General features: G+C 64.2%; 16 protein-coding genes. 3 read left to right on the top strand and 13 right to left on the bottom strand.

Annotation, left to right across the window (positions count from 1 at the left end; translation table 11 throughout):
- Positions 1 to 14: 14 nt before the first annotated feature.
- Both nrdR and glyA read right to left on the bottom strand, forming a co-directional pair.
- Positions 15 to 521, bottom strand: a complete 507-nt coding sequence (nrdR, locus tag ACDC67_RS00765) for a transcriptional regulator NrdR (protein ID WP_376689927.1) — start codon at positions 519 to 521, stop codon at positions 15 to 17.
- Between the two features lie 243 nt (positions 522 to 764).
- The gene (gene glyA, locus ACDC67_RS00760; RefSeq protein WP_376689926.1) at positions 765 to 2,021 is read right to left on the bottom strand and encodes a serine hydroxymethyltransferase; all 1,257 of its coding nucleotides are present in this window, start codon (positions 2,019 to 2,021) and stop codon (positions 765 to 767) included.
- Between the two features lie 167 nt (positions 2,022 to 2,188).
- Between glyA and ACDC67_RS00755 the strand changes: the two genes are divergently transcribed.
- Positions 2,189 to 2,923: an OmpW/AlkL family protein gene (locus ACDC67_RS00755; RefSeq protein ID WP_376689925.1), complete on the top strand. Its 735-nt coding sequence runs from the start codon at positions 2,189 to 2,191 to the stop codon at positions 2,921 to 2,923.
- A 73-nt stretch (positions 2,924 to 2,996) separates the two neighbouring features.
- Here the strand turns inward: ACDC67_RS00755 and ACDC67_RS00750 are convergent, their stop codons facing one another.
- From ACDC67_RS00750 to ACDC67_RS00720, 7 genes are all read right to left on the bottom strand, one after another.
- Positions 2,997 to 4,799 carry an EAL domain-containing protein gene (locus ACDC67_RS00750; RefSeq protein WP_376689924.1) on the bottom strand — a complete coding sequence of 601 codons (1,803 nt, stop codon included), beginning with the start codon at positions 4,797 to 4,799 and terminating at the stop codon, positions 2,997 to 2,999.
- Positions 4,792 to 5,766, bottom strand: coding sequence for a 2Fe-2S iron-sulfur cluster-binding protein (locus ACDC67_RS00745; RefSeq protein WP_376689923.1), 975 nt, complete (start codon positions 5,764 to 5,766; stop codon positions 4,792 to 4,794). Before ACDC67_RS00745 ends, ACDC67_RS00750 begins: the two co-directional genes overlap by 8 nt.
- Positions 5,763 to 6,101, bottom strand: a complete 339-nt coding sequence (locus tag ACDC67_RS00740) for a roadblock/LC7 domain-containing protein (protein WP_376689922.1) — start codon at positions 6,099 to 6,101, stop codon at positions 5,763 to 5,765. Before ACDC67_RS00740 ends, ACDC67_RS00745 begins: the two co-directional genes overlap by 4 nt.
- A gap of 154 nt (positions 6,102 to 6,255) precedes the next feature.
- On the bottom strand, positions 6,256 to 6,663 hold the full coding sequence (locus tag ACDC67_RS00735; RefSeq protein WP_376689921.1) for a hypothetical protein: 408 nt from the start codon (positions 6,661 to 6,663) through the stop codon (positions 6,256 to 6,258).
- Positions 6,664 to 6,698: 35 nt separating this feature from the next.
- Entirely contained in the window at positions 6,699 to 8,066 is a 1,368-nt protein-coding gene (locus tag ACDC67_RS00730) for a phosphatase domain-containing putative toxin (RefSeq protein ID WP_376689920.1), read from the bottom strand.
- A complete protein-coding gene (locus tag ACDC67_RS00725) occupies positions 8,063 to 8,623 on the bottom strand; it encodes a GTP-binding protein (protein ID WP_376689919.1) in 561 nt (186 codons plus the stop codon). Before ACDC67_RS00725 ends, ACDC67_RS00730 begins: the two co-directional genes overlap by 4 nt.
- Before the next feature lie 2 nt (positions 8,624 to 8,625).
- On the bottom strand, positions 8,626 to 9,228 hold the full coding sequence (locus tag ACDC67_RS00720; RefSeq protein WP_376689918.1) for a hypothetical protein: 603 nt from the start codon (positions 9,226 to 9,228) through the stop codon (positions 8,626 to 8,628).
- A 385-nt stretch (positions 9,229 to 9,613) separates the two neighbouring features.
- Here ACDC67_RS00720 and ACDC67_RS00715 point away from each other — a divergent pair, with 385 nt between their 5' ends.
- Positions 9,614 to 10,240, top strand: a complete 627-nt coding sequence (locus ACDC67_RS00715) for a response regulator transcription factor (RefSeq protein WP_376689917.1) — start codon at positions 9,614 to 9,616, stop codon at positions 10,238 to 10,240.
- Between the two features lie 6 nt (positions 10,241 to 10,246).
- Here ACDC67_RS00715 and ACDC67_RS00710 read toward each other — a convergent pair whose 3' ends face one another.
- Together ACDC67_RS00710 and ACDC67_RS00705 are read right to left on the bottom strand one after the other, a co-directional pair.
- Entirely contained in the window at positions 10,247 to 10,570 is a 324-nt protein-coding gene (locus tag ACDC67_RS00710; protein WP_376689916.1) for a DUF1622 domain-containing protein, read from the bottom strand.
- 8 nt (positions 10,571 to 10,578) lie between these two features.
- Positions 10,579 to 11,718, bottom strand: a complete 1,140-nt coding sequence (locus tag ACDC67_RS00705) for an alkane 1-monooxygenase (protein WP_376689915.1) — start codon at positions 11,716 to 11,718, stop codon at positions 10,579 to 10,581.
- 148 nt (positions 11,719 to 11,866) lie between these two features.
- Between ACDC67_RS00705 and ACDC67_RS00700 the strand changes: the two genes are divergently transcribed.
- Positions 11,867 to 13,231: a phosphohexomutase domain-containing protein gene (locus tag ACDC67_RS00700; RefSeq protein WP_376689914.1), complete on the top strand. Its 1,365-nt coding sequence runs from the start codon at positions 11,867 to 11,869 to the stop codon at positions 13,229 to 13,231.
- A 25-nt stretch (positions 13,232 to 13,256) separates the two neighbouring features.
- Here ACDC67_RS00700 and ACDC67_RS00695 read toward each other — a convergent pair whose 3' ends face one another.
- Positions 13,257 to 14,453: a GGDEF domain-containing protein gene (locus ACDC67_RS00695; protein WP_376689913.1), complete on the bottom strand. Its 1,197-nt coding sequence runs from the start codon at positions 14,451 to 14,453 to the stop codon at positions 13,257 to 13,259.
- 41 nt (positions 14,454 to 14,494) lie between these two features.
- Positions 14,495 to 16,330 carry a DUF885 domain-containing protein gene (locus tag ACDC67_RS00690; protein ID WP_376689912.1) on the bottom strand — a complete coding sequence of 612 codons (1,836 nt, stop codon included), beginning with the start codon at positions 16,328 to 16,330 and terminating at the stop codon, positions 14,495 to 14,497.
- Positions 16,331 to 16,424 lie beyond the last annotated feature (94 nt).

Raw genomic sequence — 16,424 nt, 5'->3', positions numbered from 1 at the left:
CCGCAAGCACACCATCATCGCTCGTCTTCATCCAGCAGCGGAATCTGGCGGCGATCGATGATGCCCGGGTTGTCGCGTTCGAGCTTCTCGATTTCCTCGCGGAAAGCCTGGACGTCCTCGAAGCGACGGTAGACCGAGGCGAAACGAACGTAGGCGACCTTGTCGAGCCGGGACAGCTCGGCGGCGACCCAGTCGCCCAGCTGCTGGCTCGAAATCTCGGATTCCTCGAGCGTGCGCACCTCCCGCACCAGCTTGCGAATGGCGCGCTCGACCAGCTGGGTCTCGACCGGCCGCTTCTCCAGCGCCTTGAGCATGCCGCGCCTGAGCTTGTCTTCGTCGAATGCCTCGCGCGAACCGTCGGACTTGATCACGTTGGGCGCCTTGAGCGCCGGGGTCTCGAGCGTATTGAAACGCGCCCCGCAAGCGGCACACTCACGACGCCGGCGGATCTGGAAACCGTCGGAAGCCAGCCGCGAGTCGACCACGCGGGTATCGGTGTGATTGCAGAAGGGGCACCACATGGAGGTTAAGAAGGTTTCAGGTTTAAGGGTTCAGGTTTCAGGGCGGCGGCCGCTAAGCGATGCGGGGCGGCTGCGCCGCGAACCCGCGTTGCAAACCGAATGGCTAGTTCTTTCGTGGCCTGAATGCTGCTCGAGCTTGGGGAGTCATGAGTTTCAGACCGGCACGTTGCTTCCGCGGCCAGGCCGCCCCGCAATGCCCGCAGCTGCCGCCTGAAACCTGAAACCTGAAACCTGAAACCTCGGTTAACCATAAACCGGATACTTCCGACACAGCTTCAGCGCCGCCTCCTTCACCCGCGACTCCACGGCCTCATCCCCCATGTTGTCAAGGATGTCGCAGATCAGGCCGGCCAGCTCGCGGCTGTCGTCCTCGGTGAACCCGCGCGTGGTGCACGCCGGGGTTCCGATCCGCAGGCCGGAGGTGACGAAGGGCGAGCGCGGCTCGCCCGGCACGGTGTTCTTGTTGACCGTGATGTTGGCCCGGCCCAGGGCAGCCTCGGCGTCCTTGCCGGTGATATCGGCGTCGATCAGGTCGATCAGGAACAGGTGGTTGTCGGTGCCGCCGGAAACGACCTTGTAACCCCGCTCGATGATGACCTCGGCCATCGCGCGCGCGTTATCGACGACCTGTTGCTGGTAGCCCTTGAAGCCCGGTTCGAGCGCTTCCTTGAAAGCCACCGCCTTGGCGGCGATGACGTGCATCAGCGGCCCGCCCTGGCAGCCGGGGAACACCAGTGACTGAAACTTCTTGACCAGCTTCTCGTCATCGCCGGCCGCCAGGATGATGCCGCCGCGGGGACCGCGCAGGGTCTTGTGGGTCGTGGACGTCACGACATGGGCATGCGGTACCGGGTTGGGATAAACACCGGCGGCGATCAGTCCGGCGACATGCGCCATATCGACCATGAACCAGGCACCGACCTCGTCGGCGATCTGTCGCATCTTCGCCCAGTCGACCACGCGCGAGTAAGCCGAAAAGCCACCGATGAGCATCTTCGGCTTGTGCTCGCGCGCCAGCTCGGCCATCTGCGCATAGTCGATCTCGCCCGTCTGGCGGTCCAGGCCGTAGTGGACGGCATTGAACAGCTTGCCGGAAAAGTTGACCTTGGCGCCGTGGGTCAGGTGCCCACCCTCGGACAGGTCCATGCCGAGGATCGTATCGCCCGGCTCGAGCAGGGCCAGGTAGACGGCCTGGTTGGCCTGCGAACCCGAGTGCGGCTGGACGTTGGCGTAGCCGGCGCCAAACAGCTTCTTGACGCGCTCGATGGCGAGGTTTTCGGCGATATCGACGAACTCGCATCCACCGTAGTAGCGCTTGCCCGGGTAGCCCTCGGCGTACTTGTTGGTCATCACCGAGCCCTGGGCTTCCATCACGCGCGGGCTGGCGTAGTTTTCCGAGGCAATCAGCTCGATGTGTTCCTCCTGGCGGCGCTCTTCCGAACGCATCGCGGAAGTCAGTTCCTCATCGAACCCGGCAATGGTGAAAGTCTTGTCGAACATGGGGCGAAAATTCCGGATTGGGCAGCGCTGCAATGGTATCACCAACTCGTCCACGCCAGCCGCCAGCGGGGATTCTCGCAAAGTTGATGCCAGTCAATTTCGCACCGGCCGACCGAGCATAGACTGCGCTTCGTCACAGACCCCTAACCGCCGATGGAGGCACCAGAATGAACCACAAGAAAACCCTGATCGTGGCCGCACTGGCCCTGTTTTCCCTTGACGCCATGGCGCAGTCGCAGGGCGACTGGCTGGTCCGGCTCGGGCTCGGCTACGTCTCGCCCGACGTCGACAGCCAGAACCTCGTGTTCGAGGGCATCGAGCTCGACACCTACCAGATCGATGTCGACGAAGACATCCGGCCCGTGGTGAACTTCACCTACATGGCCAGTGATCGCCTGGGCGTGGAGCTGCTCGCCGCCTGGCCGTTCAGCCACAGCGTCAAAGGCGACGGCGCCCTGGCGGGTCTGGGCAAGCTCGGCAGCACCAAGCACCTGCCGCCCACCCTGAGCCTGCAGTATCACTTCCGCCCCGACCAGACATTCCGACCTTACGCCGGCGTGGGCCTGAACTACACCAAGTTCTTCGACGAGCAGACGACCGAAGCCCTGCACCAGGGCATCATCGGCACGTCCAACGCCGCGCTCGGCACCGACTACGCCGGTGGAAGCACCGACATGTCGATCGACGACTCCTTCGGTATCGCGCTGCAGCTGGGTGCCGACGTCGCGCTCAACGACGCCTGGTTCGTCAACTTCGACCTGCGCTGGATCGACATCGAGGCCGACGCGGAACTGCGCTCGACAACGATCGACGGCGACGGCTTCGAAGTCGACCTGGCCAGCCGCATCAAGGCCGACATCGACCCCTGGGTATTCTCGACCGCAATCGGGCTGCGCTTCTGAAACGCACCAGCCGGAGTCGCCTTCATGCCGCGCCCTGCGCGGCATGAAGCAATCGTTGGCACCTGACCATCGATCAACCCGGACCGTTGGCACAAGTATCCAGACGGCGCAGCAGCCGCTCGATCGGCTCGGCTCGATGAAAACGATAACCCTGGGCGAAGTCGACCCCCATCTGTTGAAGTGCGCGAGTCACTGACTCCGTTTCGACGTATTCGGCGACGATTTCGATTCCCCGGGCCTTGGCCGAAGCGATCATGCCCTCGATATCGGTTTTGAGCGCGCCTGCCTCGAGTATCCGGCTAACGTAGCTGCCATCGATCTTGATGACGTCGATCGGCCACTGAATCAGGCTCTGATAGTTGGAGTAGCCGCTGCCGAAATCGTCGAGCGCGATGCGGCAGCCCATCGCCCGCAACTGTCGCACGTTGCACAAGGCCACTTGCCGGTCGCAAATGCGAGAGCTTTCGGTGATCTCGAAACACAGCTTCCCGGGATCGGTTCCGTGGACTCGGATGAGCCTTCTGATCTCGGCGAAGGCGGACTCACTCGAGAGGGTAATGCCCGACAGGTTGATCGAGCATTGCGCTAACGCCGCCGTGCAAGTGCGGTGACGGTCCAGCGTACCGAGCACCCGGCCGATCATGTGCAGATCCAGCGCGACCGCCAGGCCGAGCTTCTCGGCCGCCAGGAAAACCCGCCCCGGATCGATCCGCTCACCCCTGCGGTCCCGCAGGCGACACAACACCTCGAAATGCAGCCTCGGCGATTCTTCGCCCTCGTGTAGCCGGCTCAGCGGAACGAGTCGCTGAGCATGCACATCGATGCGTCCGGCCCGCATCGCATGCCGGATCTCGTGACCCAGCGCGTAGACTTGCGAATCCTGTTCAGCAGCCACGATGACGCGATCGTGTCCGCGCACCCGGGCGATATGACAGGCGTTGACGGCCCGGGCGAGCAGGTAGTCGAGCGTCATGCCGGCATCCGCTCGCGCCACGCCAATGCTGAGCGTCGTGTAAAAGGGATTGATGTCGGTACCGAGATTGAGGCTGCAGAAATCCGCCCTCAGGGCCTCGGCGAGCTCGCTTGCACCTTCATGGCTCATCTCGGCCAGGTGGACCAGGAACTCCGTGGCGCTGAAATGTCGCGCCACCAGCCCCCGCCGCGCCGGACCCCAGCCTTCGACCCGATCGCGCAGCCAGCGAGCGGTCAGGACGATGGCATGATCAGCCACGGCCTTGCACTCGAAAGCAAGCGCGGAGAAGTGATCGATGTCGATGTTCAGCAAAGTATGCCCGTCGTCGCGACGGGCCTGCCGATTGTTGCGGTCGAGCCTGACCACCGCATCGTGAAGCCCGCGCCAGTTGAGCAGGCCGGTGGCCTCGTCATGCAGCGCCTGGTGACGAACACGCTCCTGCAAGGCGTATTCATCCGAGCAATCAACCATCATCCCGACGAAGCCGGCGAGCTCGCCCGATGCGGCGTGAACTTCATTGACAGTCAGTGTGATGGGGACCGCCCGCCCGTCCGAAGCGACGGCCGAGAATCGCAGGAACTCGCCATCCGGCGACCGCAGCTCGCGTGGAAAATGCCGGGTCTGGCGCACGATCGGCGAAGCCCGGACCCGCCCGGCAGCGCGACGCCTGATGTAGTCGGACAGGTACCCCGCGTGCCGCTCTCTCAGCGCCCCGGGCAACAGCACCTCGATCGATTGCCCGATCAGCTGCCCGGGCGGGTAGCCGAAAATGCGCGATACGCCGGCGTTGGCATGCCGGATGCGGCCATCCAGGTCCACGTGGACGAAAGCCACCGAATCGATCTGCATCAGGGCCTGCCAGCTGCGCTGGGGAACGCCCTGGAGCAGCCCGAAGTCACCCATTTGCATCGCCATCACGCGGACGACCGAGCGCCACGGCCTTCGAGGAAAGCCGCCTGCAATCACCGCAGTAGAGACTTCCTTCGCGCAGCTGAAAACTGACAAGCTCGCCCCGCTCTATGATCCGCTCGCAACCATCACAACAGCCGCCATCCTCGAGCACAGCCTCCTCGAGCCCGTCGAGGAGAACATCGCTTTCCCCGATGCGGCGCGGCCAGGGGGCCTGCTTGACGATATCGCCGCGAAAAAAGTCTTCCAGTGCGTGCCAGCGCCCGACCCAGGGTTCGGTCAGGCCGTGATCACGCATGCACTGTTCCATCAATTCCAGCCGATAGTCGAACAACCAGCCCGGAATCACCATCCAGTGGTGGGCATTGCGCGGACGCTGGCCCATGTAGTCCCGCGTTCCCAGCATCAGGCTACGAAGAAACGAGTACTGTTTCTCGCGCAGTCGCTGGCGGGTCACGTCCTGGAAGTACGGGCCGAGATGCTCATCCTCGAAGGCGATATCGTAGAAATCGCGTAGCACTTCGCGCAGCACACGGCCATTGCCCAGCCTGCGCCAGAGCTCGGGATCCCGGGGCGGCGCCCGCCGCTCGCGCCCCCCGTCGGTCGCGTCTCCAGTCGGCGGCAAGACCTCGATGACGTCGGGCGCGACCATGTCGGCCCCGAGGACCTCGCAGCGGGTCGCCCGCCGCGGCAGCGAGGGCTGCTCGACCTCGAGCGGCTCGGTCGGCCGGCATAGGCAGGGCAGAAAGTAGCCCTGCTCGACCTGGGCTGACGGCAGCCCCCTGCAGGCATCTTCCGGCGGCCGGCCCTTCGTCGCCCGCATCAGACAGGTATGACAGGCGCCTGCCCGACATGAATAGCGCACCGGGAGCCCCTGGCGCAGCAATGCCGACAGCAGGGTTTCGCCGGTACGAACTTCGACCGACTGCTGCCGATAGCGGACCTGCGTGCTGTGCCTCACTTTGCCGAAGCCAGACAGTCCTGGAGCGCGGTGGCGGCCCGACGCGCATCCAGGAACACCTTGCCCATGAGCGCCCCCGGCTCGGCCGAAACGGCGAGGACCGCGTCAGTCCCGGCCTGTACCAGCAGCACGGCGCCTTCGGTGCCTTCGATCAGCAGCTGCCGGAGACGCCCGCGCTGAATCTCGTCGATTTCGCGTTCAGCCAGGGCCAGCAGCGAAGCGGACATGGCGGCGAAGCGATCGGCGTCGACGCCTTCCTGCAGCACCGAGGCGATGACCATGCCGTCACCGGTAATCGCGGCCGCGGCATCGACGCTGCCGCCGGTCGAGCCCATGAGTCCACGCAGAATGGAGCGGACTCGCGTAGCGCTCGGATGCTCGACCCGGGTCGGCTGATTGGCAGCTCCGTGATCCAATGCTAGAACTCCCGAGTTGAATGACTGACGGCCCGGAAGCCCGGGCCGGACTCGACCACCCGTCCCGAACGCTTCAGGCCGCGGCCTCGACCGTCGCCATGGCCTGGCGCGCCTTGGTGACGACCATGCCGAGGTTGGCCGAGCGACGACAGACAAAGCAGGCAACCTGATCGGCGGAGCTCTTTGCCCGCATGAAAAAGTGAATCAGGTTGTCGCTGTTGACGATCATTTCCTGGAAATAGTGTGAACCGTCATCCTCGACGCCCCGGGCCTTCTTGAAGATGCGCTCGATGGCGACAACGTTGGGCCCCTGGAACATTTCCGCCGTCGCGGCAGCCAACATGTCCATGACCTCGTCCGGGTGTGAATCAACGGTCTTGATGCCGATCAGCATCCCCGAATCGAGATCCACGTAGCCGGCGGCAAGACACTCGGGAATGCTCTGAACGGCTTGCTGCAGGGCTGAATCGAAATCGGACATGGGTACTCTCATTGATGGTTGGTTGGGTTTCTGGTTTACACCGAATCACGCTGGCCCGGACTGCAGCCATTCGGCGAGCGTCCGGACCCTTGCATGAAGCTTTCGAATCGTTCGAGGAACTCGACCTGCTCGCGGGACTGGATCCAGCGGCGCTCGATGCTGCGCAGGCTGTCGATGGCATCGACCGCCGACATGCCCCGCCAGACGCACCAGGCGGCCAGCGCCGTACCCGTGCGACCGTGCCCGGCGTGGCAGTGGACGGCAACCACTTCGCCCTGTTGCAGCCATCGCCAGATCTGGCGGCAGAAAGTCACCGCCTGGGTAATGGTCGGCGCGGTCATATCGTCGACGGGCACGTGAATGGCCTGCATCCCGCGGTGGGACAGCTCGGCATCGCAGTCGAGCGGAGCCTCCAGCAGCGTCAGCAGCCGGGTGACACCGACGCGGACGAGCGCGTCGAGATCCTGCTCAACCTCGTTGACAACGCCGGGCCGGGGTGTACCCGCGAGCCGTCCCGGCTCGAGCCAAACGAATCCGCGCGGACCGGCCCAGGCGCTCATCGCGCACCGGGCCTGATCAGGCAGCGGCGGTGGCGGCGGTGTCTCGTCATCGAGCACGTCGGAGGCAATGTCGGGGCTGGGACTGGAACAGGTACCCAGGCGGATGAACTCACGACCGGCGTCGCTGGACGGTCCGGCAAAGAAGCTCGCCGCCGGCGCCTGCTCGCCGATGCGTCCACTGACGAGCAGCACGACACGATCGGCATGCGATCGCGCCTGGCCCTGGTGGTGCGTCGCCATCAGCACGGGCCGCTGGTCGGCTATTCGTCGCAGCAGGCCAAGAACCCGTTCCGCGCCCGAGCCATCCAGCCCCACGGCGGGTTCATCCACGCACAGCACCGGCGGATCGCCCAGGCACTGCCGCAGGATCGCGATCATGCGCTGGTCGGTCAGCGTGCGATCGACCACCGGCTGTTCGAGGCATTGCATCAGCTCGCTGCAGCCCAGGCGATCGAGGGCAAGCCCGAGCGCCTTTCGCTGCTCCGGAAGCGTCAGACTGGAGCGATCGGGCAGTCCGCCAACCAGGTTCTCCTGGACGGTCGAGACCAGCAGGCGGGCATCCTGGACCACCAGGCTCGGCCAGCCGGACTCGCCTGGCATCAAACCCCGGTAGCGCATTTCGCCCCAGGTCTTGAAACTGGCGTTCTGCTGAGCCAGGCCGCAGATCGTGCGCAACAGCGTCGACTTGCCAACCCCGGTCGGTCCCATCAGGGCGACCAGACCGCTGTCGGATATCTCGAGATCGATCTCGGCCAGCACCACGCGCTCGCCGTAGCCGGCGCCGAACCCCTGCAGCCAGAGCACCGGTGATCCGCGATCGTTGGACTGCAGCTCAGGCATCATGCCGGTTGCCGCCGGTGTATCGCCGGAGTGAGCTCGGCGGCCAGAGCCAGCAGAACCACCTTGACGTCCTCGCGCTCGCGCGCGTCAACCTCGAAAACCGGCAAGCGCCGCCCGAGGCGCTCGAGCTCCTCGCGGTAGTCGGCCAGATCCGGCCGGGAGGCGATATCGCAACGGGTGACACCCACCACCGCGGCCGCACCGCGGCGCTCGAGCAACTCTCCGAATGCCTCGAGGTAGAAAGCCATGTCCTCGAGGGGGTTCGGGCGCGCGTTGTCAACCAGGACAACCACGCCGATGGCGCCATGCGCGAGGATCTCCCACATGAAATCAAAGCGCGCCTGACCCGGCGTGCCGACCAGCTGGATGGTGAGGTTCGGGTCGATCTGCAAGGTGCCGTAGTCCATGGCCACGGTCGTACTCTGCTTGCGCTCGACGACCTCGTCGCTGGCACGCGCGTCGGTGTGGATCACCGGCGAGTCACTGACTGCGGCGATCGCCGTTGTCTTGCCAGCGCCCACTGGTCCGGCAAACAGAATCTTGTGCAGCTGGCTTCCCATGACTACAAGCCCGAAATGCGATCGAACAGTCGCGACCAGAAGCTCCCGGCTGGGGCCGCTTCCGCGGATTCAGACAGGCCGTCGCCTGCGTCTGCTTTCGGTTGCGCGCTGATCGTCCGGACATAGCCGGCCGCAGTCACCGCGCTGTAGAAACGCAGGGCATCGGCCTCCGGAATCCGCATCATCCGATAAGCGAAAGTCAGACTGGTAGGGCGACGCGACAACAGTGAAGACAAAAGCAGAACGTGGCGGGTGTGGGGCAGACGGGTGAAGTTGGGCCAGTAGCGAAGCTGGATGACATCGAAGGGGTGGCAGTCTTCCAGCAGTGCATTCTCCGGCCCGTACCAGGCCGACTGATAGAGCAACTCATCCACCGGTCGAACCAGCCCGTCCGTGTTCAAGGCCCGCCGACTTGACAGCTTCAGCGCGGCCTCGGGCATGGAGAAAAACGCCGGCGGGGAATCGATTTCGGCAGCGTACCGAGCGCTGTCCGGATCGAGCCAGATACGCCCTTGATCCCGGATCTCGAGGCAGGTCACGCCCGGTTGCTTCAGCGCTTTTCGAAGACTCCCAAGCAGACAATCGCTGGCAGCGTAGCGGGCCACGTTACTTGGCATTCCGCGACCGGCACGCTGCGTGCCGCACATTCCGACGTCTTTGTTGCTTGAGTAATGCATAGGCGATCCCCCGATTTCCCCTCGACACGTCAAACGGCGTTGCAAGCAGGTGTCCGCAACCCCGAACCGAATCGCTCATCCCTGCCGAACGGATCAGGGGGCGGCCCGTAAGGCCCAAGAGTGGGCGCTTGTATCCTCCGACAGCGTCCCCGCCTCACTTCCTCAAACATGCGATGCAGACCCCTTTTGCTGTTCGGGGACTATCATTGATGCCTTCACGCAAGCCTGTCTATCGGGGATCCCCTGATTTTCATCCCCGCGGGATGCATGCCATGATATGCAACTTTTCTAATTCAGGAAAAGAAAGGGGAGCATGCACGATTCCGCCATTCAGGTATCGATCCTGATCAACAGCGAGATCTTTGCGCGCGGACTGCAACAAGCACTCACAGAGATCAGGCGTGAGGACGTTCATGTTCAGATGCAGTCGCCCGCACAAGCCCTCGACTCAGTCAGGCGGGGCCGCATTGATATCCTGGTCCTCGATGTCGAGTTGGCGCCCCAGATCGTGCCCAGCCTTTCGCAGGGGCGACAGAATCCCAAATTGATCATGGTTTCCGAGCGTCGGCACGCCGGGAGCACCCTGCCGGTAAAAGAACAGGATGCCTGTGGCTTCTTCCCGGCCCGGGCACCGGAATCGCGCCTGAAGTACTACTTGAGCCTGATGGTCGATTGCGAGCGGCGCGGCCTGGGCGCCGGGGCCTGCAAGGACTGTCCCATCCCCAGGAGCCTGCAACCGAAAAACCTGCTGCTGACCCGGCGCGAGTCGGAGGTCTTCAAACTGCTCGGTCTTCTGTACACCAACCAGGAAATCGCCGAAAGACTCTGCGTGAGCACCAAGACCGTGGAGACCCACTGCGCCAATATCAAACGCAAGCTCGATCTCGCCAACAGTCGCGAACTACTTCAGTCGGCGATCGCATGGGTCGAGGGGCGCTAGCAAATACTAGTCAGCGTGGTTCCGCATTTCCAGGTGCAGCGTGTAGACCAGGAAACTGCGGATGAGGACGATCATGCCGAGCATCAGTACGCTGTCCAGGGTGTAGTCGACAGCCACGGTCTTGATGATGTCGGCGGCAACCAGGAACTCCAGGCCGAGGATGAGCCCGCGCACGCTCTGGCGGCGATAGGCGACGTAGTTCTGGTGCATTGAGCGGTCCAGCAGATGGCGTAGCCACATCAGCGTCGCCACCAGGAAGCCGGCCACGATCACCAGGATGCCGATCCCCTCCAGCAGGTAGATCAGGAACTGCACAGCTTCGCGGAACATTGCAAGGCTCAACGGTTGACCCGCGCGAGGTCGCCGTCGACGTGCGGCAGGGCCAGCAGCCGGGGATTCATGACCCGGAACCACAGCGGCGGGAAGTAGGCGAGCAGGAACATTCCGGAGTAGCCGGTCGGCAGCTCGGGCAGATCCTTGAAATGGCGCAGGGATTGATAGCGCCGCGTGGGATTGGCGTGGTGGTCGGCGTGACGCTCGAGATGGAACAGCAAAAGGTTGGAAAAGACGTGATTGCTGTTCCAGGAATGATGCGGTCGGCAGCGCTCGTAGTCCCCGCTTTCGGTCTTGCCGCGCAACAGGCCGTAGTGCTCGACGTAATTGGCGCTGGTCAGCTGGAACCAGGCCACAAGGTTGTGGATCAACAGGAAAGCCAGCGCCAGCCAGCCGAAACAGACCACCAGCGTGCCCTGCAGCAACAGGGTCATCAGCCAGGACTGGAGAATGGTGTTGTGCGGGCCCCAAACAGCACGACCACGTCGCGCGAGGCGTCGGCGCTCGATTCGCCAGGCACGCAGCAGCCCGCCCGGCATTTCGCGCAGCGCGAAACGATAGATCGATTCGTTCATGCGCGCGCTGGCACAGTCTTCCGGCGTGGCCACATGCTTGTGGTGACCGAAGTTGTGCTCCACCGTGAAATGCCCGTAGCCGGGAACGGCCAGGGCCAGCCGACTCAGCCATTGCTCGACCGCGGTGTGCTTGTGCCCCATCTCGTGGGCCGTATTGACCGCCAGCCCGGAAGCCAGGCCGGCCACCACCGCCAGGCTCAACCAGCCGATGGGACTCAGGCCCTGGGTAGAGGCCCATGCCACCGCCACGATCAAGGCGACAACGTGCAGCGGCACGGTCAACCAGGTGAGAACCCGGTAATAGCGATCGCCCTCCAGCTCTGCGACCGTCTGCTCGGGCGGATTGCTGCGATCCTCGCCCACGAGAACATCGAGCAGCGGCACCAGGCCGTAGGTGAACAGGATAGGCAGGGCCAGCATCCACTCGCTGCCGGTCGTCGCATGCAACGCAACGGCAATGACCGGCGACAGCGGATAGACAACCGAGAGCAGCCAGAGCACGCGCTTGCGGTCACGGTAGGACCGCGGCCGTCCATCGGCATCCGTGAAGTGGAAAGATCGGGTCAGCATGGCCACCTCCTTAGGCGAGCCGGGTTGCGTCCATTCTAGCGCCCGGCGTCCCGCGCGCAAGTCTGTGGTCGGTGGCCGGTGGTCGGAAATCTGAATCCTGAAACCAACATCGTGTACGATTTCAGCCGAGTTTTACGGCAGAGGCGTTATGCAGAAACTTTCCAACTCACCGTTCAAGGCGTACGACATCCGCGGGCGCGTTCCCGACCAGCTCGACGAGGAGCGCAGCTTCCTGATCGGACAGGCCTTTGCACGAGTCGTGCAGCCGCAGGGCCCGGTCGCCATCGGTTTCGACATGCGCTTGTCCAGCCAGTCCCTGGCAGCCGCCCTGGCGCGCGGACTCAACCGGGCCGGCGTCGACACGCGCGACATCGGCCTGTGCGGCACCGAGCTGGTCTACCACGCCGCGTCTCTCGAGGGCATGGGCGGCGGCATCATGATCACCGCCAGCCATAACCCGGCCGACTACAACGGCATGAAGATGGTTCGCGAGCAAGCCATCCCGATCAGTGCCGACACCGGCCTGAAGGAAATGGAGGCGCTGCTTGCCGCTGGCATGGAGCCGGTGACGGTCGACGATCCCGGCCAGCATCAGCACCTGGCGGTGTTCGACGGCTATGTTCGCCGTGCGCGCGCCTTCGTCGACAGCGACCGCATCGGTCCCACGAAGATCGTCGTCAATGCCGGCAACGGCTGTGCCGGACCGGCGTTCGACGCCATTGCCGAAGGCCTGCCGCTGGAGGTGACCCGCATCCATCACGAGCCCGACGGGACATTCCCCAACGGCGTTCCCAATCCCCTGCTGCCCGAAAATCGCGAGGAAACCTCGCGGGCGGTCATCGAGGCCGGCGCTGACCTGGGCGTCGCCTGGGACGGTGATTTCGACCGCTGCTTTTTCTTCGACAACACCGGGCGGTTCGTCGAGGGTTACTACCTCGTTGGCCTGTTCGCGCGGCAGCTGCTTGAAAGATCACCGGGTGAGAAGATCGTTCTCGATCCTCGACTGACCTGGAACACGCTCGCCGAAGTGGCCGATGCCGGCGGTGACGCGCTGGTCAACAAGAGCGGCCACGCCTTCATCAAAGAGCGCATGCGTTCCGAGAACGCCCTCTACGGCGGCGAGATGTCCGCACATCACTACTTCCGGGACTTCAGCTACTGTGATTCGGGCATGATTCCCTGGCTGCTCCTGCTCGAACGAATTCATGCAACCGGCAAGTCGCTGGCCGAACTGGTGGACGAGCGTATTCGCGCCTTTCCCTGCAGCGGCGAGATCAACTTCACCGTCGAGGACACCGAAACCGTCCTCGATCGCGTTCTGCGGCATTTCGAGTCCGACCAACCGAGCATCGACCGGACCGACGGCATCAGCCTGTCGTTCGAGCGCTGGCGATTCAACCTGCGCGCGTCGAATACCGAGCCGGTGATCCGCCTGAACGTGGAAACACGCGCCGACGAGCGGCTGCTGGCCGAAAAGACCGAGCTGCTGCGCTCCCTGATCGAACACCATTGAAGGAGATCGCCCTCGGGCTGAAAACTCAGGCGATGCCGTCGAGTGGCTCGTGTGGCGGGGCGATTTCAACCCGGTCACGTCCGTTGGCCTTCGCCCGGTAGAGGGCCTGGTCGGCCCGTCTGAGCAAGCGCTCCCAGTCGTCAACGAGTGGATCGAAGGTCACCACGCCGACACTGGTCGAGACGGTCATCGTCCGACCCAGGCACTCGAAGGGCACGTCCACCAGGGCACGCCGGAGGCGCTCGGCCACCTGCTTCGCGACCGCCGTGCTTGCACCGGGCAACAGGACCAGGAACTCCTCGCCACCAACCCGAAACGCGATGTCGGCTTCGCGAATGATCTCGCGCACGCGGCTGGCCGCCTGAACCAGCACCTGGTCACCGGCGGCGTGGCCGTGCTGATCGTTGACCTGCTTGAAGTCGTCCAGGTCGAGGACCACGATCGACAGATCATGCTCACCGCGCTCGACGCGGGCGACCTCCCTTGCTGCGTACTCATCGAGCGAGTAGCGGTTCAACAGACCGGTCAGGGCGTCGTGCCGGGCCATGTAGCGCAGATGCTCTTCCTTGCGCCGGAAGAGCATCAGGGCCAGGGCCACGTTGAGCGCCATGTAGAAAAGCATGGACGACAGGAATGCCGGCACCATGACATTGACGGCACCGGCGCCGGTGGACTCACCGTGGCCGAGCAGGATGTAGAACGCGCGCACCAGCATGAGTATCGCGTTGCCCAGGATGACCAGCGCCACCGCCCGGCGATAACTGGCCAGCATCCGGTTGCCGGCTCGCCACAGCAGCACGGCGCTGACAATCCCCAGGAGCAGGTAGACCAGCGCAAAGAGCATGACCCGCAGCCCCGTGTTGGCATACATGCCCGGCCACCACAGACCGCCTGCCAGTGCGGCCAGGGCCAGCGCGAGAACGACCGTCGAGGACCGGCGAAGCCCCAGGTGCTGCTGGACCCCCAGCAGGATCAATCCATAGGCGACCAGGATGCTGGTATTGCCCATGGCGATGATCACCCGGGTTTCCAGGAGATTGCTGCCGGCCATGGCCAGGTTGCCCATGACATGGCCGGCGCTGAAGAGCAATCCCGCCAGCGCCCAGTCGGCAATCGCGCGTTCGCGGTTGCCCGCCAGATAGATACCGGCCATGGTAACCGCCATGAAAAAGGCGGCAAGAGCCGACACGACTGCCAGCGTGTAGGCGTCCAGGCTCGACATGTTTTCCCCTCCCGTCCCCGGAACCCCGGGGCAGCTTGCGATCAGTCCGCTTCGGTCATCAGATCGGCAATCGTATCGACCGGCGCCGAACCGTAGCTCAGAAACTCGTTGTGAAAGGCCTTGAGGTCGAACGCCTCGCCCTTCTCGTCCTTCAGCCGCTCGCGCAACTCGTAGATCGCGGCATAGCCGGCATAGTAGGAAGTCAACTGGACCTGGCTGAGCGTCAGCCGGCGCCACTTCTGGGTGGCCTCGGAGTTCTCCTGGAAGGCCTCCTCGCGCATCATGCCGACCGCCTCGTCCCGCTCCATGCCGCGGACATGTACGGCATAGTCCAGAATCGCGTTGTGCGTCACGCGCAGCAGCCACTTGCCGTGCATCAGCCAGAGTTCGGGCTCGTCGTCACCCCAGCCGGCTTCCAGCATCATGCGCTCGGCATAAACCGCCCAGCCCTCGACCATCGCGCCGTTGCCGAACAGGCTCTTGACCAGGCTGGGCGACTTGTTGGCGTGCAACAGCTGCGTGTAGTGGCCCGGAATACCCTCGTGTATGTTGAGGATCTGCAGCATCCAGTCGTTGTACTCGCGCAGGTAGCTGGCCGCCAGCTCCTCGCCGTAGGTCTCCAGCGGGGTGACGTTGTAGTAGGTGTCCGCGTCGGGGTTGAACGGCCCGGGGGCGCTGACCGAGGCGATGGCGCCGGTGCCGCGCATGTACTCGGGTGTTTCGCGAACCACCAGCGGTTTGTCCGGATCCTGGTCGAGCAGGTCCTTCTCGCGCACGAACTCGGCCAGCTCGGGCATCTGCCGTCGAATTTCGTCGACGAAATCCTCGACTGCAACATGCTCCTCGGAGAGCCGATCGATCATTCGGCCGATGCGCGCGAGACGATCCTCGGGCATTGCCTCATCGGCAAAGTACTTCGGCCACAGTTGCTCGGTGTAGTCGTCCATCTCCTCGAGAAGGCGCTCCTTCTCCGACAGCGCGCGCTGATAGAGCTCGGCCGCCGTAAAGTCGGCCTGGATGTCGTGCGCGAACTTCCGCTCGTAAAGCGCTTCACCCAGGCGGAACGAACGTGCCTCGCCCGAGGCCTCGAGTTGGGCCTGTCGCGTCTCGAGCCAGCCGACCCAGTCGTTGACGGCGATTTCAGCGCCGGCGAGGGCTTCCGAAAGCGACGCCGACAGGTCCGGGTCCAGCTCCGCTTCGGCGGCGCTGTCGCGGATGTCGGCCAGCACGCTCAAGCCGCCGCGATTCTGGCTTACGGCCAGCTCGGTGTGTTCCAGCGTCGGCGTGCCCAGGCTTTCGCGTGCCGCCTGGTAGTACGCGGGCACCTGTTCGAGCCGGTCGCGAATCAGTGCCAGGCGCTCCGGCAAGGGGGCGAACTCGGTGTTGAGCAGGATACTCAGGGGGCCTGCGACGTTGTAGCGGGACGGCTGCCATTCCCAGTTGCGCAAGGTCTCGGTATAGAAACGGGCAGACTCGAGGCGGTTGACCAGCAGATCGTGGTCGGTCTGCCGGTCGACGGGCAAGGCGTCTCGATCGAATTCCCCGAGCCGGTCGAGCGAGCGCTCGATGAACTCGAGCTCCTGCTCGCGGTGCTCTGCATCGGGAATGGTCACCTCACCGGCGTTCTCGTAGCGTCCTTCGTAGATCGCCCATTCCGGGGAGCGCCGCAGCATCTCGTCGATCAGCGACTGAACGAAGGCATCGAACGCTTCCGCGCTGGCGCCGTCCGGTTCGACGGCATCGGCACCGGCAGCGTCGGGCGCGACCTGCTGTGCTTGCCCGTCACTCGATTCGAGGCCGGGCGCATCCGCTCCGCCGCAAGAGGCAAGGATGGAAAGTACGAGGCAAAGCGTGAGTGGGCGCATCAGGTCTTTCATGGGTATCCTGCAGGAGGTTCGCGAACCGTCAATCCTACCCCATCCCGAGCCCGCCACGCACAGCATCCGGCTTGCAGTGCGGGCAGCCCCGGCC

The organism is Wenzhouxiangella indolica (assembly GCF_042310355.1).
Taxonomy (GTDB): domain Bacteria; phylum Pseudomonadota; class Gammaproteobacteria; order Xanthomonadales; family Wenzhouxiangellaceae; genus Wenzhouxiangella.
The sequence above is the reverse complement of the archived record's forward strand: the minus strand, read 5'-3'. Positions and strand labels throughout refer to the sequence as shown.